Origin of the sequence: Rhizobium sp. BR 362 (assembly GCF_036528765.1) — a bacterium.
In the GTDB taxonomy this organism is placed as follows: Bacteria; Pseudomonadota; Alphaproteobacteria; order Rhizobiales; family Rhizobiaceae; genus Rhizobium.
The window spans coordinates 1-21,334 of record NZ_JARWGH010000043.1; the positions used below are offsets into that span (position 1 = coordinate 1).

The 21,334-nt window shown below is 61.5% G+C and carries 19 protein-coding genes and 1 pseudogene; 15 read left to right on the forward strand and 5 right to left on the reverse strand.

Features of this window, described 5'->3' with window-relative positions:
• The 9 genes and pseudogenes from QDY28_RS27640 to QDY28_RS27680 form a co-directional block, all read left to right on the forward strand.
• Window positions 1–226, forward strand: a pseudogene (locus QDY28_RS27640) (IS110 family transposase); the annotation flags it as partial.
• Between the two features lie 9 nt (window positions 227–235).
• Window positions 236–1,624 (forward strand): M20/M25/M40 family metallo-hydrolase, encoded by a 1,389-nt coding sequence (locus tag QDY28_RS27645; RefSeq protein ID WP_331384491.1) that lies wholly within the window; start codon window positions 236–238, stop codon window positions 1,622–1,624.
• 180 nt (window positions 1,625–1,804) lie between these two features.
• Window positions 1,805–2,902, forward strand: a complete 1,098-nt coding sequence (locus QDY28_RS27650; RefSeq protein WP_331384492.1) for a LacI family DNA-binding transcriptional regulator — start codon at window positions 1,805–1,807, stop codon at window positions 2,900–2,902.
• A complete protein-coding gene (locus QDY28_RS27655) occupies window positions 2,899–3,921 on the forward strand; it encodes an ABC transporter substrate-binding protein (protein WP_331384493.1) in 1,023 nt (340 codons plus the stop codon). Before QDY28_RS27650 ends, QDY28_RS27655 begins: the two co-directional genes overlap by 4 nt.
• Window positions 3,922–3,993: 72 nt before the next feature.
• Window positions 3,994–4,824: an ABC transporter permease gene (locus QDY28_RS27660; RefSeq protein WP_331384494.1), complete on the forward strand. Its 831-nt coding sequence runs from the start codon at window positions 3,994–3,996 to the stop codon at window positions 4,822–4,824.
• A complete protein-coding gene (locus QDY28_RS27665) occupies window positions 4,821–5,600 on the forward strand; it encodes an ABC transporter permease (protein ID WP_331384522.1) in 780 nt (259 codons plus the stop codon). Before QDY28_RS27660 ends, QDY28_RS27665 begins: the two co-directional genes overlap by 4 nt.
• A complete protein-coding gene (locus QDY28_RS27670; RefSeq protein ID WP_331384495.1) occupies window positions 5,593–6,621 on the forward strand; it encodes an ABC transporter ATP-binding protein in 1,029 nt (342 codons plus the stop codon). Before QDY28_RS27665 ends, QDY28_RS27670 begins: the two co-directional genes overlap by 8 nt.
• A gap of 4 nt (window positions 6,622–6,625) precedes the next feature.
• On the forward strand, window positions 6,626–7,549 hold the full coding sequence (locus QDY28_RS27675) for a nucleoside hydrolase (protein WP_331384496.1): 924 nt from the start codon (window positions 6,626–6,628) through the stop codon (window positions 7,547–7,549).
• Window positions 7,546–9,339 carry an adenine deaminase gene (locus tag QDY28_RS27680; protein WP_331384497.1) on the forward strand — a complete coding sequence of 598 codons (1,794 nt, stop codon included), beginning with the start codon at window positions 7,546–7,548 and terminating at the stop codon, window positions 9,337–9,339. Before QDY28_RS27675 ends, QDY28_RS27680 begins: the two co-directional genes overlap by 4 nt.
• 139 nt (window positions 9,340–9,478) lie before the next feature.
• Here QDY28_RS27680 and QDY28_RS27685 read toward each other — a convergent pair whose 3' ends face one another.
• From QDY28_RS27685 to QDY28_RS27700, 4 genes are all read right to left on the reverse strand, one after another.
• Entirely contained in the window at window positions 9,479–10,540 is a 1,062-nt protein-coding gene (locus tag QDY28_RS27685; RefSeq protein WP_331384498.1) for an ABC transporter ATP-binding protein, read from the reverse strand.
• Entirely contained in the window at window positions 10,537–12,090 is a 1,554-nt protein-coding gene (locus QDY28_RS27690; RefSeq protein ID WP_442967602.1) for an ABC transporter permease, read from the reverse strand. The genes QDY28_RS27685 and QDY28_RS27690 overlap by 4 nt, the downstream gene beginning before the upstream one ends.
• Before the next feature lie 173 nt (window positions 12,091–12,263).
• The gene (locus QDY28_RS27695) at window positions 12,264–13,280 is read right to left on the reverse strand and encodes an iron ABC transporter substrate-binding protein (RefSeq protein WP_331384500.1); all 1,017 of its coding nucleotides are present in this window, start codon (window positions 13,278–13,280) and stop codon (window positions 12,264–12,266) included.
• A gap of 211 nt (window positions 13,281–13,491) precedes the next feature.
• Window positions 13,492–14,829 carry an MFS transporter gene (locus QDY28_RS27700; protein ID WP_331384501.1) on the reverse strand — a complete coding sequence of 446 codons (1,338 nt, stop codon included), beginning with the start codon at window positions 14,827–14,829 and terminating at the stop codon, window positions 13,492–13,494.
• 384 nt (window positions 14,830–15,213) lie between these two features.
• On the opposite strand from QDY28_RS27700, the gene cyoA reads away from it, so the two are divergent.
• The 5 genes from cyoA to QDY28_RS27725 all read left to right on the forward strand — a co-directional run bounded on the left by cyoA (window position 15,214) and on the right by QDY28_RS27725 (window position 20,323).
• Window positions 15,214–16,350 carry a ubiquinol oxidase subunit II gene (gene cyoA / locus QDY28_RS27705; RefSeq protein WP_331384502.1) on the forward strand — a complete coding sequence of 379 codons (1,137 nt, stop codon included), beginning with the start codon at window positions 15,214–15,216 and terminating at the stop codon, window positions 16,348–16,350.
• A gap of 47 nt (window positions 16,351–16,397) precedes the next feature.
• On the forward strand, window positions 16,398–18,401 hold the full coding sequence (gene cyoB / locus QDY28_RS27710) for a cytochrome o ubiquinol oxidase subunit I (RefSeq protein WP_331384503.1): 2,004 nt from the start codon (window positions 16,398–16,400) through the stop codon (window positions 18,399–18,401).
• Between the two features lie 5 nt (window positions 18,402–18,406).
• Window positions 18,407–19,036 carry a cytochrome o ubiquinol oxidase subunit III gene (cyoC, locus tag QDY28_RS27715; protein ID WP_331384504.1) on the forward strand — a complete coding sequence of 210 codons (630 nt, stop codon included), beginning with the start codon at window positions 18,407–18,409 and terminating at the stop codon, window positions 19,034–19,036.
• On the forward strand, window positions 19,033–19,422 hold the full coding sequence (cyoD, locus tag QDY28_RS27720; RefSeq protein WP_331384505.1) for a cytochrome o ubiquinol oxidase subunit IV: 390 nt from the start codon (window positions 19,033–19,035) through the stop codon (window positions 19,420–19,422). Before cyoC ends, cyoD begins: the two co-directional genes overlap by 4 nt.
• A 136-nt stretch (window positions 19,423–19,558) precedes the next feature.
• Window positions 19,559–20,323 carry an SURF1 family protein gene (locus tag QDY28_RS27725; protein ID WP_331384506.1) on the forward strand — a complete coding sequence of 255 codons (765 nt, stop codon included), beginning with the start codon at window positions 19,559–19,561 and terminating at the stop codon, window positions 20,321–20,323.
• A gap of 6 nt (window positions 20,324–20,329) precedes the next feature.
• Here the strand turns inward: QDY28_RS27725 and QDY28_RS27730 are convergent, their stop codons facing one another.
• Complete coding sequence (locus QDY28_RS27730) at window positions 20,330–20,890, reverse strand: histidine phosphatase family protein (RefSeq protein WP_331384507.1); 561 nt, start codon at window positions 20,888–20,890, stop codon at window positions 20,330–20,332.
• A gap of 230 nt (window positions 20,891–21,120) precedes the next feature.
• Here QDY28_RS27730 and QDY28_RS27735 point away from each other — a divergent pair, with 230 nt between their 5' ends.
• On the forward strand, window positions 21,121–21,330 hold the full coding sequence (locus QDY28_RS27735; RefSeq protein WP_331384508.1) for a CbtB domain-containing protein: 210 nt from the start codon (window positions 21,121–21,123) through the stop codon (window positions 21,328–21,330).
• Window positions 21,331–21,334: the final 4 nt, after the last annotated feature.

Sequence of the window (21,334 nt, forward strand, 5' to 3'; positions counted from 1 at the left end):
CACCACGCTGGTCCAGTGCACGCTGACCGCAATCCGCTATTCGGGTTACCTCAATGCCTTCTACCGGCGCATCAAGGACCGGCGTGGCCCGGGAAAGGCCATCATCGCCACAGCCCGCAAGCTGCTCACCATTATCTTCGACACCCTGAAAAACGGATGGGTCTTCGAGGACTTTCCAAACTTCATCATCGCCGGAAAAGAAAATCCGGCTCGACAATCATCATAGGAGTCGGATATGACCGATGTATCGCCCGTTCTCGACCGTGCGGATCAGAACCTTCCGTCCAGTCTCGACAATCTGTTCGAACTGCTGCGCATCAAATCCATTTCGACCGATCCGGCCTTCAAGGCCGAATGCCGCAAGGCAGCGGAATGGCTCGTCGCTTATCTGACCTCGCTCGGCTTCACCGCTTCCGTGCGCGACACGCCCGGCCATCCGATGGTCGTTGCCCATCACGATGCAGCAAGCGCCGATGCGCCGCATGTGCTGTTCTACGGCCACTACGACGTGCAGCCGGTCGATCCGATCGAGCTTTGGGAGAGCGATCCCTTTGCGCCTGCCGTCAAGGACCTGGGCCACGGCCGCAAGATCCTGACCGGCCGCGGCACCTCCGATGACAAGGGCCAGTTGATGACCTTTGTCGAGGCCGTCCGGGCCTATAAGGAAATTAAGGGCGCGCTTCCGGTTCGCATCACCATCCTGTTCGAAGGCGAAGAGGAATCCGGCTCCCCTTCGCTGAAGCCTTTCCTCGAAGCCAATGCGGCAGAGCTGAAGGCGGACTATGCGCTGGTCTGCGACACCGGCATGTGGGACGGCGATACGCCGGCGATCTCGGCGGGCCTGCGCGGCCTCGTCGGCGAAGAAATCATCATCAGTGCCGCCGACCGCGACCTGCATTCCGGCATGTTCGGCGGCGCTGCCGCCAATCCGATCCATATCCTCACCGAGATTCTCGCCGGCCTGCATGACGAGACCGGCCGCGTCACGCTCGATGGCTTCTATGACGGCGTCGACGAGACGCCGGCCAACATCAAGGCTTCCTGGGAAACGCTCGGCATGACGACGGAAAAATTCCTCGGCGGAGTCGGCCTCTCCATTCCCTCGGGCGAAAAAGGCCGTTCGGTGATGGAGCTCACCTGGGCGCGGCCGACGGCTGAGGTCAACGGCATCTCGGGCGGCTATACCGGCGCCGGCTTCAAGACCGTCATCGCCGCCAAGGCGTCGGCGAAGGTGTCGTTCCGCCTTGTCGGGCAGCAGAACCCAGATGGAATCCGCGACAGTTTCCGCGCTTATGTGCGCTCGAAGGTTCCGGCCGATTGCTCGGTGGAATTCCATGCCCATGGCGCTTCACCCGCGATCCAACTGGCCTATGATTCGCCGGTGCTGACCAAAGCGAAGAATGCTTTGTCAAACGAATGGCCGAAGCCGGCTATCGTTATCGGCATGGGCGGATCGATCCCGATCGTCGGAGACTTCCAGAAGATGCTCGGCATGGAATCCCTGCTGGTCGGTTTCGGCCTTGCCGACGATCGCATTCATTCGCCGAACGAAAAATACGAGCTGAGGTCCTATCACAAGGGCATCCGCTCCTGGGTCCGCATTCTCGACGCGCTTGCCGCTTAAGCTGTCGAACGAGGACGCGCGAGCGAGATCGCGCGTCCTCCATTATTTTCGGCCACTATTGCCGAGTGGCCGGCATCAAGTTCGTACCACCCACGTCAATTTGCATTCGACAAAGGTCGTCATTTCTTATAGACGTGATTAAACGATTAATCATTTCACTTATTCACGGGCAAACACCAGATGGGATCCGCGCGCCCCGGCCCCAATCTCACCAGAATCGCCGCCTCGCTTGGCATCTCCGTTGCCACGGTGTCCAATGCCCTTTCCGGTAAGGGACGGGTCTCGGTTGAGCTGGCGGAGCGTATCCGCGCCACGGCGGCGGCGCTCGGTTATGTGCCCAGTCAGGCAGGCCGCGCGCTGAGAACCGGACGCAGCGGCGTTCTTGGCCTAGTACTGCCCGATATCTCCAATCCACTTTTTCCGCAGATCGCCCAGGCGATCGAACATTCCGCCGCCCTCGCCGGCTACGGTGTGCTGATCGCCGATTCACGCGGTGACGTCGGCATGCAGTCCGAAGCGATTCAGCGGCTGATAGAGCGCGGTGTCGACGGAATGGTGATCGTGCCGCGGCGCGGCACGCGCATTGCCGGTGCCGGCTGTCCCGTTGCCATCATCGACACGCCCTCGACGCCCGGCAACACGGTTTCCGCCGACCACTGGCAGGGCGGGCGCGAAATCGCCAGGCATTTGCGCAATCTCGGGCACCGCAAGATCCTGCTGATCGGTGCAAGCAGCGCCTCCAGCGTCCAGAACGACCGCATTGGCGGCTTCAAATCCGCCCTCGATGCAACGACCATCAAGACCGAGGTTCTCTGGATCGAAAAGCTGGAGGAGCGGGACGGACCCGGCTGTCTGCTGGGATTGGCGGACAAGGTGCGGCAGGGCTTTACCGCCTTCGCCGCCGTTTCCGACCTGCATGCCCTGCGCGCGCTCACCGAATTGCAGCGGGCCGGCATCGCGGTGCCGGACAGCGCCAGCGTCACCGGCTTCGACGACCTCATCTGGTCGCCGGTGGTAACCCCTGCGCTTACGACAATACGCATGGATATAACGGCGATTGCCGAGATCGCCATCACAGCGCTGGTCAGCGCCATCAACGATGGCGAACCAATCAAACGGATGAGGCCGGGCGAAGCGTCTGCGGACGAGCCGCTGCCCGGCAGCCGGCTTGTCACCGCAGAGAAATCCCGCGTACCGATGCAGCTTATCGTCCGTCAATCCTCCGGCCCGCTCGGACTGGCAAAAAACGAAACTTTCAGCGGAGAACTCCTGACATGAAACGATTGCTTCTGGCTTCCGCCACGCTGCTTGCCGTCTCATCGCTAGGCGTGCAGGCAGAGGAACGGACGCTGACCATCTCCGCCTACGCCTTCGCCCAGGATGACTACAAGAAGCTCGTCTACGATCCTTTCGAGGCCAAATGCGGCTGCAAGCTGGTGGTCGAAACCGGAAACAGCGTCGCGCGTCTTGCAAAAATGCAGGAAAACAAGGCCAATCCGGTCGTCGACATCGCAGCCGTCTCGATGGCCGACGCACTGCAGGCCTCTCGCACCGGCCTGATTGACAAGATCGACACATCGAAGCTCAGCAACTTTGACAAGCTGTACGATGCCGCCAAAGACCCGAACGGCGACGGCATGAGCGTCGGCTATACGCTCTATGCCACCTCGATCGCCTATCGCTCTGACAAGATGAAGATCGGTTCCTGGACCGATCTTCTCAAGCCGGAATATGTGGGCCATGTCGCATGGCCGAACATTACCACCAATCAAGGTCCGCCGGCTCTCTATATGCTGGGCCTTGCGCTCGGCAAGAATACGCCTGACCTCGCTGCCCCGATCGCCGCCATCGGCGAACACAAGGACGATATTGTCACCTTCTATGAAAAGTCCTCGCAGCTCGTGCAACTGATGCAGCAAGAGGAAATCTGGGCCGCGCCGATCGGCCGCTTCTCCTGGGTGGGCTTTACCAAACTCGACGTGCCCGTCGCCTGGGCAACGCCGAAGGAAGGCCAGACCGGCGGCATGAACGTCCTGGTCATCACCAAGGGCTCGAAGAACCAGGATCTCGCGCTGCAGTTCATGGACTTCTGGCTCTCGACGGAAGTGCAGACGGCGCTTGCCACGAAATTCGTCGACAGCCCGGCGAACAAGGAAGTCAAACTGCCTGAAAATGTCGCCAAAAACCTGACCTATGGCGAAGACACGGCAAAAAGCCTTCAACTGATCCCATCCGCCGTCGCCCTCGACCAGCGCAATAGCTGGGTCAAGGAATGGAATGACGAGGTTGGCCAATAAAGTCGTATCGAAACGATATTCCGAATGCAGCATCGGGATATCCCTCTCGCTTTTTCATGAAGGTTAGCCTCGATGTTCCAGAATAGGGCCGAAGCTTTGGCGCTTGCCCTGCCCGCCGCAGTCTTCGTTGCGGCGGTCTTTCTCGCGCCGGTGCTGGTCCTGCTCTCGGAGGGCTTTCACACCACCTCCAGCGGCTGGACTCTTTCGGCCTATACCGGCTTCTTCTCCGAGGCTCTGAGCCGGACGGTCTTCCTGCGCACCCTGAGGCTCGGCGTCGAAGTCACCGTTGTTTCCGCCGTCATCGGCTATGCCAGCGCCTTTGCCATCGTCAACCTGCCGCCGAAGGGCAAGGGCCGGCTGATAGGCCTGGTCATCCTGCCGCTGATGATCTCGCCGGTGGCGCGCACCTATGCCTGGATCGTCATTCTCGGCCGCACCGGCATCGTCAACCGGGCCGTCCAGGGTCTCGGTCTCAGCGACGAGCCGCTGCGCCTGCTGTTCAGCGAGACCGCCGTGTTCATCGGCCTCCTGCAGCTCTTTCTGCCGTTGATGATCCTGTCGCTGATCAGCGCGCTCGAGAATATGCCGAAGGATGCCGTTCCTGCCGCGCGCGTCCTTGGCGCCAACTGGTTCCAGGTGTTCTGGAAAGTGGTGCTGCCGCTGACGCGCGAGGGATTGGTGATCGGCGGCACGCTGGTCTTCACCGGCTCGCTGACGGCCTATATCACGCCGGCCATTCTCGGTGGCTCGAAAGTGCTGATGCTGGAGACGCTCCTCTATCAACGCATTTCGGTCTCCAACGACTATGTTTCCGCGAGCGTCATCGCCTTCATCCTCATCGTCATGAGTTTCGGCGCCAATCTGGTACTGAAGCGGCTCGCCACCGCGAGGAGCCGAACATAATGCGCCGCCTGTTCTCTCCGCTCGTGCTTCTCCTGCTGCTGATTTTCCTGATCGGACCTTTCGTCATCATCGTCGCCGCGTCTCTTTCCGGCGGCGAAACGCTGGCCTTTCCGCCGCAGGGCCTTTCGCTGCGCTGGGTGGCAAAAGTCTTCACCGTCGACAGCTTCCGGGAAAGCTTCGCCATGTCGATGTTTCTGGCGATCGCCGGTACGCTCTTCGCGTTGATTCTCGGCATTCCCGCGGCCTACGCGCTGTCGCGATACAGACTGCCCGGCGGCGAGACGGTTCGCACGATGGTCTCCCTGCCGATCATCGTGCCGGGCATCATCGTCGGCCTGGCAATCCTGCGCTATCTCGTCGTGCCCCTCTCCTTCGACATCACGCTGGCACTTTTCTTCGCGCATACGGCGCTGGTGCTTCCCTATGCGGTGCGCGTGGTCTCGGCCAGCCTCAACAATCTGCGCTCCGATATGGAAGAGGCAGCGGTTCTCCTCGGTTCGTCGCGGCTCGGCGCCTTTTTCCGCATCGTTTTGCCGAATATCCGCAGCGGCGTACTCGCCGCCTTCATCCTCGGCTTCGTCACCAGCTTCAATCAGGTGCCGGTATCGCTGTTTCTCGCCAGGCCCGGCGTACAGACGCTGCCGATCGACATGCTCGGCTATATGGAAACGACCTACGATCCTTCCGTCGCTGCATTGTCGGCGCTGCTTGCCTTTCTTTCCATCGGCATCGTCTTCCTTGCCGAACGCTTTTTAGGATTTTCCCGCTATGTCTGACCACTCCTACCTCACGCTGGACAGGCTGACACTCGCCTATGGCGACACGGTTGCGGTCAAGGACCTCAACCTCTCGATCGGCAGAGGCGAACTTGTGGCCCTGCTCGGCCCCTCCGGCTGCGGCAAAACGACGACGATGCGGGCGATCGCCGGGCTGCTGACGCCTGCCTCCGGCAAGATCAGTCTCGACGGCGCCGACATCACCCGCGTCTCCGCCAACAAACGCGCCGTCGGCCTCGTCTTCCAATCCTACGCGTTGTTTCCGCACCTCACCGTCTATGAAAACATCGCCTTTGGCCTACGTCTCAAGGGTATGCGCGGAAATGATCTCGATGACCGGGTCGGCGCCGGCTTGAAATCCGTGGGCCTTACCAGCTTCTCCAGCCGAAAGCCCGGCGAATTGTCGGGCGGGCAGCAGCAGCGGGTGGCGCTGGCGCGATCGATGGTGATGGAGCCGAAGGTGCTGCTGCTCGACGAGCCGCTGTCGAACCTGGACGCGCGCCTGCGCCTCGAAATGCGGGCGGAATTGCAGCGCATGCAGAAGCAAACCGGCGTGACGGTGATCTTCGTCACCCATGACCAGGTGGAGGCGCTCGCGCTTGCCGACCGCATCGTGGTCATGCTGAACGGCGGCATCGAACAGATCGGCACGCCGGAGGATATCTACAACAGGCCGATTTCGGCCTTCGTTGCCGATTTCGTCGGCTTTGCGAATGTCTTTGCGCTAGAGAATGGCAGGTTGAAGACGGCGAATGGCGCCGTTGCGCTTTCTTCGCCCGCGCCCTCGTCTGCGGCGGGCTTCGCCTGGCGGCCGCGGGCGGTGGTCCTCGGTTCAGGTCCTTTCCGGGGTACGGTGCGCGGCACCTCTTTCGCCGGCAACAGCCGCGAATATCTGCTCGATACGCCGCTCGGGCCTATCAAGGCCGAAGTGGACGCGGCCGCGGCCGTTCACGCCATGGGCAGCGAGCTCGCCTTCGACCTGCCGGTCGCAGCCGCAGCTTCGCTTGCAAAACACGGATAACGCCATGGGGATCTGGATCGATACCGATATGGGCTTCGATGATATCGCCGCCATTCTGGTGGTGGCGCATTCGAGCCTCGAAATCGACGGCATTTCGCTGGTGAGCGGCAATGCACCGCTGGCGCAGGTACGCCACAACGCCGCCAGTGCCGCCGCGGCTTTCGGCTGGCAGTTTCCCATTCATGCAGGCCGCAAATTGCCGGTGCTCTGCAAGCTGGAAACGGCGCAACGCGTTCTCGGACAAAGCGGCATGCCGACCATGGGCAAGAGCCTGCCGCCTGCGAATGAATTGCCGGCAAGCGATGCCTTCACCGCGCTCTGTGACTGGCTGGAGCGCGGCACGGAGCCGAAGCGCATCCTCGCGCTCGGGCCGCTCACCAATATCGCTGCATTGGCGCTGGCCCGGCCCGACCTTGCCGGCCGCATCGACGAGCTCACCTGGATGGGCGGCAGCGTGACCTCCGGCAACCATACGGCTTCGGCAGAATTCAATGCCTATGCCGATCCGGAGGCGCTTGCCATTGTGCTCGCCCATCACCTGCCGCTGCGAATGATCGATCTCGATATCTGCCGAAAGGTGCTGGCGCGGCCGGATGATGTCGACCTCGTGCGCCAGGCCGCCGGCAAAAACGCCGAGCTGCTTGGCGATCTCCTCGGCGGCTATGTCAACATCGGCATCAGCCGTGGCCGTCCTGCCATGGCGATCTATGATCCGACCGCTGCCGCCGTCTTCATCGCTCCCGAGATCGCCACGCTGCAGCATGCGCGCATCGATGTCGAGCTGCAGGGGCGGCACACGCGCGGGCGCACCGTCGTCGAAACACGCGCCTCGCATGCGGACTTCAATGCGCATTTTGCCGCCGAGATCGACGCCGATATGGCGCGTGTCATCATTTTTGGTGCGCTGATCAACGAGGCACGCCGATGATCCGACATTCTCTAAGCGAGCCTGCCGTTCTCAATGCGCCTGAGTTGCGCCTGCACGCCGTCGAGGCTGCCCGTGGCGATGCGCCTTTCGACCTCTTGATCGTTGACGGCCATCTGGTCGATATGGTGACCGGCCAGATCCGGGCCGCCGATATCGGCATCATCGGTGCGCTGATCGCGAGCGTCCATGCGCCGGGCAGCCGAACGGACGCTACCAGCACGATCGACGCCGGCGGCGCCTTTCTTTCTCCCGGTCTCATCGATACGCACATGCATATCGAAAGCTCGATGGTGACGCCGGCGGCCTACGCCGAAGCCGTGTTGCCGCATGGGGTGACGACCGTCGTTTGGGATCCGCATGAGCTCGGCAATGTGCATGGTCTCGACGGCGTGCGCTGGGCGATCGAGGCGACGCGGCGGCTGCCGCTCCGCGTGATCCCGCTTGCGCCCTCCTGTGTGCCCTCTGCCCCTGGCCTGGAGCTGGCGGGTGCCGATTTCGATGCTTCCGCCATGGCCGGCATGCTGTCTTGGCCGGAGATTGCCGGTGTTGCCGAGGTCATGACCATGCGCGGCGTCATCGACGGCGATCCGCGCACGAGCGCGATCGTCAATGCCGGGCTGCAAGCCGGCAAACTCGTCTGCGGCCATGCCCGCGGGCTGGAAGGCGCCGATCTCAACGCTTTCATGGCAGCCGGCGTCACCTCCGACCATGAGCTGACCTCCGGCGCCGATCTGCTTTCCAAGCTTTCCGCCGGCATGACGATAGAACTGCGTGGTTCGCACGATCACCTGCTCAGGCAATTCGTCGAGGTCATCAACAATCTCGGCTTCATGCCGCAGACGGTGACGCTCTGCACCGATGACGTTTTTCCCGACGAGCTGCATTTCGAGGGCGGCCTCGACGATGTCGTCCGTCGTCTCGTGCGCGATGGCTTGAAGCCCGAATGGGCATTGAGGGCCGCGACGCTGAACGCTGCCACGCGGCTCGGCCGCAGCGATCTCGGCCTGATCGCCGCCGGTCGCCGCGCCGATATTGCAATTTTTGAAGACCTTGAGGGCTTCAAAGCAAAACAGGTGATCGCCAACGGCAGGATCGTTGCAGAGGCGGGTAAGGTCATCGGCACGATCGCCCATCTCGACACCACGCCGCTGCAAAATTCGGTCAAACTCACGCCTGTCAGTGAAGAGGATTTTCGTATGCCGGCCGCCGGCGATCGTGTGCGCCTGGCAACGATCGACCGGCCGCGCTTCACGCAATGGGGGGAGACAGAGGCCGATGTCGTCGACGGATTCGTCGTGCCGCCGGCCGGAACGACGATGATCGCCGTCGTCCATCGTCACGGCAGGGCGGATGTACGACCGCGTGTCGGTTTTCTCACCGGCTGGGGCGAATGGCGCGGCGCCTTCTGCACGACGGTCTCGCATGACAGCCATAATCTGACGGTTTTCGGCGGCAACGTTAGGGATATGGCGGTTGCCGCCAATGCCGTCATTGCCGCTGGCGGCGGGATGGCCGTTGCTTCGAATGGTCAGGTCGACATGCTGCTACCCCTGCCCGTCTCCGGGCTGGCGACCACAGCACCCCTCGAAGAAACCGCCCTTTCCTTCCGCGCCATCCGCAAGGCGATGGAAAAAATCGTCACCTGGCAGCCGCCTTACCTCGTCTTCAAAGCCTGCTTCGGCGCGGCGCTCGCTTGCAACATCGGGCCGCACCAGACGGATCGCGGGATTGCCGATGTGGTGACAGGGCGGCTGTTGGAGACGCCGATGCTGCCTTATCCCCTCGGGTAGAGCTCAGGAGGGTAGATGAGCTGCGAGGACCTGTGAAGAGCAATCCTGACGGTGCAACGCCCCCTCAACCCGAGCTTCGCTCGACCTTCTCCCCGCTGGGGCGAAGGTGTTTTCATTGAGATCGGGGTTCGAAAAAAGGCTATCTGGCTACCACATCGAAGACATGCGCTTTGCCGAGCACGCTGACGTGCACGGTGCTGCCGATCTCCGGCAGGCCGACGCTGGAGCTTTTGATGGTGAGCGGTTCGGCGCCTGCAGCCTTGTCAAGGGCAAGCGTCACCGTGCAGACGGCACCGCCGAATTCGACATCGATGACCTTGCCGGCGCATATAGCATCGGACGCAGCACCATCGATCAGGCTGAACCGCAACTGCTCGGGCCGCAGCATGATCTCCGCCGGTCCGCGGCGGCCGTTTGCGTCCGTCGGGATGCGGCCAAGCGCACAGTCGGCAAAGCCATCACCCAGTTCCGCCGGCAGCAGGAGGGCGTCGCCGAGAAAGGTGGCCGTCTCGCGGTCGCAGGGATTGAGATAAAGCGTTTGCGGCGTTCCGGCCTGCACCAGTTTACCCTCGCGCAGCACCGCCACCTGATCGGCGAAGGAGAGCGCCTCGGCCTGATCGTGCGTTACCAGGATCGTGGTGATGCCGGCGTTCTGCAACACCCTAGCGACGGCCTTGCGCATGTTTTCGCGCAGGCCCGTGTCGAGCGCGGAAAAGGGCTCGTCCAGCAACATCAGTCTCGGCTTGCGACCGAGTGCGCGGGCAAGCGCCACGCGCTGCTGCTGGCCGCCGGAGAGCTGGTGCGGGCGGCGTTCGAGCATGCCGCGATCGAGTTCCACCATGTCGATCAGCGCGTTGATCTGTTCGGCGCGGTCCGCTTGGCCCCGCTCCATGCCGAAGCCGATATTCTCCGCCACGCTCAAATGCGGAAACAATGCGCCGTCCTGCGAAACGATACCGATGCCGCGGCGATGGGCGGGTATCACGGCCGGCCCATCCGCCAGCACATGACCTTCCAACACCACTTGGCCGACATCCGGAGTCTCGAAGCCGGCGATGATGCGCAGCAGCGTCGTCTTGCCGGAGCCGGACGGGCCAACGACGGCGGTGCGGCTGCCGGCGGCGACCGTGAGATCGATATTATCAAGCGCGTGCACCGGGCCGTAGTGCTTGCCGATGTTTTTAATCGCCAGAAAGGTCATTGTCCGGCCGTCCGCTTCGATTGCGCATAAAGAAGAAGGGTGAGCGGCAGCGACAGCACCACCATCATGAAGGCATAGGGCGCGGCGGAGACATAATCGATCTCGCTGGTGAGCGACCAGAATTTTGTCGCCAGCGTCTCCGTGCCGTTGGGCGACAGCATCAGCGTCGCCGTCAATTCGTTGGTGATGCCGAGAGCGGCAAGGGCAACGCTCGCCGCAAAACCGGGAGCGGCTAGGCGCATGGTGATCTGCCGCACGGCCTGGCTTGGCGTGCGTCCCAGCGCCATGGCGGCGCGTTCGAGCTCGACCGGCGCCTGGGCGATGCTGGAGCGCAAGCCGACCAATGCACGCGGCAGGAACAGCAGGACATAGGCGAGCAGCAGTGTCGCGAAGGTCTGGTAAAGCGGCAGCACAAGGCGCACGGTGATCGACACCAGCGCCAGCGCCACCACGACGCCCGGCAGCGAGCCGACATAATAATGGCACGCTTCGAGAATGCGTTGCAGCCGGCCCGGCGCGCGCACCGAGAGCCAGGCCATGGGAGCGGCGGCGATAGTCGCAAGCAAACCGCCGGCAACGGCAAGCACGATCGTCTGCAGCAAAGCCGAGCCAACCGTATCCATACGCCAGATGTTGACGCCGCCGAGATAGAGCCAGCGCGCCAGCGTCACGAAGGGCACGCCGAGCGTCAGCACGGCCGCTGCCAGCGGCAGCGCAACGGCCGGGACGACGAACCATCCGAGACGACGGCGGTCCGCCGGACGGGCCGCACCGGAGCCGACGCGGGCGTACCGCTCATTGCCGCGCACCAAAACCTCGATGCCAAGCAGCAGCAGACAGCAGAAGACGAGCACGCCGCCGAGCATGTTGGCGGCCGGGCTGTTATAGGCGGACTGGAACTGATCGACGATTGCCGTCGAAAAAGTATCGAAGCGGATCATCACATAGAGGCCGTATTCCGCCAGCAGGTGCAGGCCGATCAGCAGCGAGCCGCCGCAGATGGCGAGCCGAAGCTGCGGCAGGACTGCGCGGAAGAAGACGCGCCACGGGCCGAGGCCGAGCGAGGCGGCGGCATCCTCGATCGCCGGATCGAGGCGCCGCAACTGCGCGGCCACCGGCAGATAGAGGAAGGGATAATAGGCAAGCACGGATACCAGCACGCCGCTCCAGAGCCCACGCATGCCCGGCAGCAGGCTGACCCAGGCATAGCTGTGCACGAAGGCGGGCACGGCAAGCGGCGCGACCGCCAGCCAGGACCACATGCGGGCACCGGGGATATTCGTACGCTCGGTCAGCCACGCCAGCGTGACGGCAAGCAAGATACAGAGCGGGATGGTAAAGACTTCAAGAAGGACCGTATTGGTCAACAAGTCGCCGACGCGGCTGCGGAAAATGAGCGCGATGACTTGGCTCCAGCCGGTGTCGATTGTGATCCAGATGATGAAGCCGAGCGGCACCAGGCTTAGAAGCGCTACGACGGATGCAAGGGCGACGACCCAAGCGTGCGGAACACGGCCACCGGACGCAGCGGTCAACGGAGGCAATCGCAGGGCGGCGGCCTGACCGGCCGACGCCGCATATGTGTTCTTCTGCAGCAAGTCTTAGCTGCCTTTCACGCCCTGAAATAGAAAAGCAATCGCCGCTGAAGGCGATTGCCGGGATCGAAATGCCCGAATGGCCATCCGCATGCCCCTAGCAGGGCATGCGGACCGGATGCAAGAGCTTAGATGAGGCCCGCTTCGGTCATGAGATCGGTGACCTGCTTGCTGTTCAGCTTGGAAGGCTCGACCTTCGGCGCCTGCAGCTCGGCGAGCGGCACTAGCTTCGGATTCGACTGAGCGCCGTTGCCGACGGCATATTCAAAGGAATCGCCGTCGCGCAGAACGGCCTGGCCGCCCTTGCCGGTGATCCACTTCAAAAATGCCTGAGCTTCCTTCTTGTGTTGGCTGGAGGCGAGAACACCGCCGCCGGAAATGCTGACGAACGCGCCCGGATCCTGGTTCTTGAAATAGTGCAGCGCGACGTTCTTGCTGTTTTCGCCAGTCTTCGCCTGATCGCCGAACCAGTAATAGTGATAGATCACGGCGCCCTGGATTTCACCGGCATTGACGGCCTTCATGGCAACGCTGTTGCCCTTGTAGGGCGTGGCGTTTTCCTTGAGTGCCTTGAGCCAGGACTTGGTGACATCCTCGCCCTTCAGTTCAAGCAGTGCGCTGACGATCGCCTGGAAGTCGGCGCCGGCGGGCGAAGCACCCCAGCGGCCTTTCCACTTGGGATCGGCGAGGTCGAGCAGCGACTTCGGCAGATCGCTCTCCTTCAGCTTGGTCTTGTCATAGGCGAAAACGGTGGAGCGGGCGGCGACCCCGACCCAGTCGCCGTCGGCCGCCTTGAAGATTTCCGGCACCTGCGCCAGCGTATCGGCATCCACGGGTGCAAAGAGCTTGCTGGCATCGACCAGCGTCATGCCGGGAGAATTTTCGGTCAGGAATACGTCGGCGGGAGATGCAGCACCTTCCTCAACGATCTGGTTGGCGAACTGCATGTCGCTGCCGTTGCGGATCGTCACCTTGATGCCGGTTTCCTTGGTGAAGCCATCTGCCCAGGCCTGCGTCAACGCCTCGTGCTGCGCATTATAGACGACGATGCCTTCGGATTCGGCGGCATTGGCCATCAGCGGCGCAACCGCGAGACCTGCAGCAAGCGCCAAGGCGCTGGTGAGATGGGTAAAGGAAAAAGTCATAGGCGTCCTCTCGCTGAAACCCGTCCGTGACGGTGGTGCGGTAGCCTATATTTTTCTTGACTATCCTTTTCAAGTTTCAGCACGTGCTTTTTTATCACAAAAGTTTGAAAAGCGAGTCAAGATTTAGGTGCCGTTGGCCAGCGAAGTCCTGCCAAGCACCAAAAGCCGCGGTGCTCTCACACCGCGGCTTGTAAGTGTTCCAAAGGTTGGATCAGTTGTCGCGCGTTTCCAGCGTTTTGCTGAAGAAGATCGCAACGAGCGTGCAGACCACACCGGAGAGTAGATAGAGGCTGGTGTAGACCAGACCGAACTGGCTGGAGAGGGCCAGTGCGACGAAGGGCGCAAAGCCGGCACCGATCAGCCAGGAGAGGTCCGAGGTCAATGCCGAGCCGCTATAGCGGTAGTTCCGGCTGAAGCGCGAAGCGCTGGCGCCCGCCGCCTGACCGAAGGAGAGGCCAAGCAGCGTGAAGCCGATAACCACGTAGATGTGGCGGCCAGTGACACCGCCATCGAGCAGCCAGGGTGCGACGAAAGCAAAGATCGCAATCAACACCGCGCCGACAGCAAGCTGGTTGCGGCGGCCGATGCGATCGGCAAGCACGCCGGAGCAGACGATCGCGACGATGCCGCAGATCGCACCGAGAAATTCCACCAACAGGAACGAACCGGGGGTTTGCGCGCTATAAAGCGTTACCCAGCCAAGCGGGAAAACCGTGACCAGATGGAAGGTCGCAAAGCTTGCCAACGGCACGAAAGCGCCGATCAGCACGTCGCGGCCATGCACGCGCAGAAGTTCGGTCATCTTGACCGGCTCCAGCTCATGGCGCTCGAGCAGCGCACCGAATTCCGGCGTGGCAACGAGGCGGAGCCGGGCAAACAGCGCCACGACATTGACCATGAAGGCGCAGAAGAACGGATAGCGCCAGCCGTAATCCAAGAAATCGACCGTCGACAGGCTCATGGCGAAATAGGCGAACAGAGCGCTTGCCAGCATGAAGCCAGTCGGCGCGCCGAGCTGCGGGATCATCGCATACCAGCCGCGGCGATCGGTCGGCGCGTTGAGCGCCAGCAGCGAGGCAAGACCATCCCAGGCGCCGCCGAGCGCAAGGCCCTGGCCGATGCGCAAGAAGGCGAGCAGGACGATCGCATAGACGCCGACTTCGCTGTAGCCGGGCAGGAAGCTCATCGAGGCCGTGGATCCCCCGAGCAGGAACAGCGCGATCGTCAGCTTAACGCCGCGGCCATAGGCGCGGTCGATCGCCATGAAGATGAAGGAGCCGATCGGGCGAGCGATGAAGGCAAGCGAAAAAACCAGGAAGGAAAGCAGCGTGCCCTGCAGGGGATCCGCGAAGGGGAAGATCAGCTTCGGGAAGACCAGGACGGATGCGATGGCGTAAACGAAGAAATCGAAAAACTCGGACGTGCGACCGATGATCACGCCGATGGCGATATTGCCTGGATCGACAGTCGCGCGAGCATGCATCTCGCGCGCATCGCGTTCCAGACCTGCAGATGTTGGATTTAATGATTCATGCGTGGCGCTGACCATATACGGGAGCCTCCCTCTCCAGACGCGAATTCGCGCAGGAATAAGATGTTTATCAAACTTGCGAACTTATCAAGTCTCCGCGCATGGAATAATTCGCGAATTAGCTGATGGATCCGGGCTTAATTCCGCCTTTTTGCGCCACAAGGCGGCTTGGCGTGCTGCCCGTCAGCAGCCATATCCGCCGATCTCTTTATATTGGCCGCGGCAAAGGCACCCGCCCTTTGGAAAACCTGCTGGATTTCTCAGGATTTTCCCGATAGGGGAGGTTGCGCCCCGATACCGCATTGCACCCAAGCGTGCTGCGGTGCGACGAAACACCTCATACCGTTCATGACCGCCGTCCTTTAGTCGCGGTATGGTCAATAACAAAAAGAGCTTTGAGACGTGCCAAGACTATCGAAGATTTTCAGCCGCTTATCCGTCCTGCCGCTCATCTTGCTGCTTTCGGGCTGCAATATGGTGGTGATGGCTCCCTCCGGCGACATCGCCGTGCAGCAACGCGACCTTATCGTCGTCTCGACCGTTCTGATGCTGCTGATCATCGTACCGGTGATCTTCCTTACCCTCTTCTTTGCCTGGAAGTACCGCCAGTCGAACACGGCAGCACCCTATAATCCGGACTGGCATCATTCGACCCGCCTCGAATTGGTGATCTGGTCGGCGCCGCTCGCCATCATCATCGCGCTCGGCGCGGTGACCTGGATCAGCACCCACCAGCTCGACCCCTATCGGCCGCTCGATCGCGTCAATGTCGGCAAGCCCGTGACGACCACTACGAGGGCGGTGAATGTCGAAGTCGTGGCGCTCGATTGGAAGTGGCTGTTCTTCTACCCCGATCTCGGCATCGCCACGGTGAACGAACTGGCAGCGCCGGTCGATGCGCCAATCAACTTCAAGATCACCGCCTCTTCGGTGATGAATTCCTTCTTCGTTCCGGCACTTGCGGGCCAGATCTACGCCATGCCGGGCATGGAGACGAAGCTGCACGCGGTCATCAACCACCCGGGCGAGTATCAGGGCCTGTCCGCCAACTACAGCGGCGCCGGCTTCTCGCATATGCGCTTCAAATTCCATGGCTTAAGTCAGGCCGATTTCGACCAATGGGTCCAGAAGGTCAAGAGCCAGGGCACGGCCCTCGGCCGTCCGGAATATCTGGCGCTCGCCAAGCCGAGCGAACGCGAGCCGGTGCGTTACTTCAATTCGGTCGACGACGGCCTCTATGACGCCATCCTCAATATGTGCGCCGATCCCAGCAAGATGTGCATGGGCGAGATGATGCATATCGACGCCAAGGGCGGTGCCGGCAAGGACAGCCAAGAAAACCGCGAGCGCCTGATCTACGACAACCGCGATGCCAATGCGGCCGAAATGACGCCCGTCAAGGCTGAAGGCGGCGCCGGGCAAGCCATACAGCATGGAGACAACTCGATGCAGGGTATGGGCTCCATGCCGGGCATGGATATGGGCAACGGCTCTTCTTCCGATTCGTCGACCGGTTCGGCGCAGCATCAGGGTCACTGATCCGGTGCGCTCAATAACAAGACATTCATAAGGGACAGAGGAAATTCATGTTTTCCAACCCGGACCTCTATAAATTCATCTTCGGTCGGCTGACGCTCGATTCGATCCCCTATCACGAGCCTATCCTCGTGGTGACCTTCATCGGCGTCGCGATCGGCGGCATCGCGCTTCTCGGCCTGCTGACCTATTTCCGCCTCTGGGGCTATCTCTGGAAGGAATGGTTCACCAGCATCGATCACAAGAAGATCGGCATCATGTATGTCGTGCTGGCGCTGATCATGCTGCTGCGCGGCTTCTCGGATGCGCTCTTGATGCGTCTGCAGCAGGCGATCGCCTTCAACGGATCCGAGGGCTATCTGCCGCCGCACCACTACGACCAGATCTTCACCGCCCACGGCGTCATCATGATCTTCTTCGTGGCGATGCCCTTTGTCACCGGCCTGATGAACCTCGTCGTGCCGCTGCAGATCGGCGCACGCGACGTTTCGTTCCCGTTCCTCAACAACTTCTCGTTCTGGATGACGACCGCAGGCGCCATCGTCATAATGATCTCCCTCTTCATCGGCGAATTCGCGAAGACCGGCTGGCTGGCCTATCCGCCGCTTTCCGGCATCGCCTACAGTCCCGACGTCGGCGTCGATTATTACATCTGGGGCCTGCAGGTCGCGGGTATCGGAACGACGCTCTCAGGCATCAACCTGATCGCCACCATCGTCAAGATGCGCGCGCCGGGCATGACCTTCATGAAAATGCCGGTCTTCACCTGGACCTCGCTCTGCACCAACATCCTGATCGTTGCGAGCTTCCCGATCCTGACCGCGACGCTCGCACTGCTCACCCTTGATCGCTACGCCGGCACGAACTTCTTCACGAACGACCTCGGCGGCAATCCGATGATGTATGTCAACCTCATCTGGATCTGGGGCCACCCGGAAGTCTACATCCTGGTCCTGCCGGCCTTCGGCGTCTTCTCGGAAGTCGTCGCCACCTTCTGCGGCAAGCGGCTCTTCGGTTACGCCTCGATGGTCTACGCCACCTGCGTGATCATGATCCTCTCCTACCTCGTCTGGCTGCACCACTTCTTCACGATGGGCTCGGGCGCCAGCGTCAATTCCTTCTTCGGCATCACCACGATGATCATCTCGATCCCGACGGGTGCGAAGCTCTTCAACTGGCTGTTCACGATGTACCACGGACGCATCCGCTACGAAGTGCCGATGCTGTGGACCGTCGGCTTCATGGTGACCTTCACCATCGGCGGCATGACCGGCGTCATGCTTGCGGTTCCGCCGGCCGACTTCGTGCTGCACAACTCGCTGTTCCTGATCGCCCACTTCCATAACGTGATCATCGGCGGCGTGCTCTTCGGCATGTTTGCCGGCGTCAACTACTGGTTCCCGAAGGCCTTCGGCTTCAAGCTCGATCCTTTCTGGGGCAAGATGAGCTTCTGGTTCTGGCAGATCGGCTTCTGGTTCGCCTTCATGCCGCTCTATATCCTCGGCCTGATGGGCGTCACCCGCCGCGTGAGCCAGTTCGACGATCCCTCGCTGCAGATCTGGTTCATCATCGCCGCCTTCGGCGCCGGATTGATCGCTATTGGCATCGCCTGCTTCCTGATCCAGCTCGTCGTCAGCTTCCTGAAGCGCGAAGAGCTTCGCGACGTGACCGGCGATCCGTGGAACGGCCGTACGCTGGAATGGTCGACCTCGTCGCCGCCGCCGGCCTACAACTTCGCCTTCACGCCGATCGTCTACGATCACGACGCCTGGTGGGACATGAAGAGCCGCGGCTATGTCAGGCCGACCGAAGGCTTCATCCCGATCCACATGCCGAAGAATACCGGCACGGGCATCATCCTCGGCGTTCTCTCGATCGGCTTCGCATTCGGCATGATCTGGTACATGTGGTGGCTCGCCGCCATTACCTTCGTCGCGATGATCGCCATTACGATCGGCCATACCTTCAACTATAAGCGCGACTTCCATATCCGCGCCGACGAGGTCGTGAAGACCGAGAACGAGCGTACGAAGCAGCTCGCAGGACAGGTATAAGACCCATGACGACCCATACCGCACCAGCTCTGAAAGATGGCGAAACGCCCGCCTTCTATCTGAAGGAAGAGCATCATCCCGAAGGCAGCACGATGCTCGGCTTCTGGATCTATATCATGAGCGACTGCCTGATCTTCGCAGTGCTCTTTGCCACCTATGCCGTGCTCGGCCGCAGTTATGCGGCCGGTCCGTCCCCGGCTGACCTGTTCGAGCTGCCGGTCGTCGCTCTCAACACGACGATGCTGCTGCTCTCCTCCATCACCTATGGCTTTGCCATGCTGATGATGGAAAAGGACAACAAGTCGGGAACGATGTTGTGGCTGGGGATCACCGGCCTGTTCGGCGCCGCCTTCATCTATTTCGAACTCAATGAATTCTATCACCTGATCCTGGAAGGCGCCGGTCCGCAGCGCAGCGCCTTCCTGTCGGCCTTCTTCACGCTGGTCGGCACGCACGGCCTGCACGTCACCGCCGGCATCGTCTGGCTGATTACGCTGATGGTGCAGACAAGCCGGCATGGGCTCATTCCCGAAAACAAGCGCCGTCTGATGTGCCTGTCGATGTTCTGGCACTTCCTCGACGTCGTCTGGATCGGCGTGTTTTCCTTCGTCTATCTCATGGGAGTTCTCGGATGAGCTCGAACGCCAATCCTTCGCATCATTCCGCCGACGCCCATGGCCACCATGAGGCCGGTCACGGCACGTTCAAGAGCTACCTGACGGGATTCATTCTCTCCGTCATCCTCACTGCCATCCCCTTCTGGCTGGTCATGGCGAAGGTCTTCTCCGATCCGGCCGTCACCGCGGCGTTGATCATGATCTTCGGCGCCATCCAGATCGTGGTGCACATGATCTATTTCCTGCACATGAACACCAAGTCGGAAGGCGGCTGGAACATGATGGCGCTGATCTTCACCATCGTTCTGGTGATCATCGCGCTCTCCGGCTCGCTCTGGGTCATGCACCACCTCAATTCCAACATGATGCCCATGTCGCCCGACATGATGCGCAACATGCCGTAAGATCGAGCGACGGGCCTTCAGCCGAAGGCCCGCCCTCTCCCACCGGCGCTTGCTTTCGCCGGACGCGTGATTTTCTGCGAAGAAATTAAAGACCTCCCGAAATCATGCGGCAGCGCGTCCCCCGGAGACCAGCGCCATGACCGACATTTCCTCGAACACCTCTCACGGCAAGCCGCGTTCGACTCTTGCTCTTGCCATCTGGGTGTTGCTGCTTCTGCTCTTGACCGCACTCCTCATCGGCCTCGGCACATGGCAGGTGAAGCGGCTGCATTGGAAGCTCGATCTGATCGCCCGCGTCGATGCCCGCGTGGACGCGCCGTCCGTGGCCGCCCCCGGCCCGGCGGAATGGCCTGCGATCGACGCCGCCGGCTACGAATACAAACATGTTCAGGCAACCGGCACCTTTCTCAACGACAAGGAAGCGCAGGTCTATGCCGCAACCGCGCTCGGCCCCGGGTACTGGGTGCTGACGCCGATGAAAGAGGCCGACGGTACGATCATCATCGTCAATCGCGGTTTCGTGCCGAGCGACAAGCGCAATCCGAACACGCGCCTTGCCGGCGAGCAGGCAGGCGAGACGACCGTTACCGGCCTGCTGCGGATGAACGAGCCGAAGGGCACGCTGCTGCGCTCCAATGTGCCCCCAGAAGAGCGCTGGTATTCCCGCGACGTTACGGCGATCGCCGCGGCCCGTGGCCTCGAAAACGTCGCACCCTATTTCATCGATGCGGATGACAAGAAGAATCCGGGCGATCTGCCGGTCGGCGGCCTGACGCAGATCGTCTTTCCCAACAATCATCTGGTCTACGCCATCACCTGGTATGGGCTTGCCGTGATGACATCAGGCCTTGCCGCCTATCTCATTTATTTCGAGCGGCAGCGGGCGAAGGCGAGCCGCTGACCGCTATCACGAGGCATTCGGAAAACGGAGCTGCCAGCGGCGGCCGTCGCTGGTCATCTCCGCAATGCTAAACGGCTCGATGTCGATGCTCCAAAACGCGGCAGGCGGCGCTTGCAGAACATGGAGAATGGCGGCGCGAATGACGGTCGCATGCGTGACGACGACGGTATGGCCGCCATCGTCGATATGGCTCTTCATCCAATCGCCGACGCGGGTGAGCACGGCGGACAAGGATTCACCGCCATGCGGCGCCGCATCGAAGTCCAGCATCCACTGCGACAGCGCTTCCGGATCGGTCTCATGGAGCTCAGTGATCGTCTTGCCTTGCCAGCGCCCGTAATCGCATTCCCGGAAAGACGGCTCCGTCTTGACGTCAAGCCCGCAAGCCGCGGCCGTCTGGCGGGCCCGCAGCGCCGGACTCGTCCACGCCCGATCGGCCGTTCCGAGTCTGGACGTCAGTTGAATTCGCTCGAGCGCTTTTGCCTCCAGCGGCTCGTCGTCGGGAAAGCGTCCCTCACGATTGGCGCGCGTCGGCCCGTGACAAATCCAGCTCAGACGTCCTTTCATACAGCTCGATAACTCCATCCTTGTCGCGATTTCGCATCGCGATGGCGTTTGATTGACAACTATCTTTGCAGCCAGATATAAACTTAGGCTTACGGGTGTGGAAGCCGGTGAAATCCCGGCGCGGTCGCGCCACTGTAATCGAAGGGCGGATACCGCCCCTAGAGAGCCAGACCCTTCCCGTAAAAACTCCCCTTCCGCAAATGGAACGCGTTATTCAAAAAGGGAATACAATGTCTGACACCACCTTCGCACCGACCGCAATCCCGACTCCGATCCCGGCTGGCGAAATCCTGCCCTGGGCGATCTTTGCCGGCCTTCTCCTCATGCTGGCGATCTATTTCATCGGCGCCGAGGAAGGCGCAACGGCGCTGATCTCCGGATCCTACGTGCACGAATTCGTGCATGACGCGCGCCATCTGCTCGGATTCCCCTGCCACTAAGGGG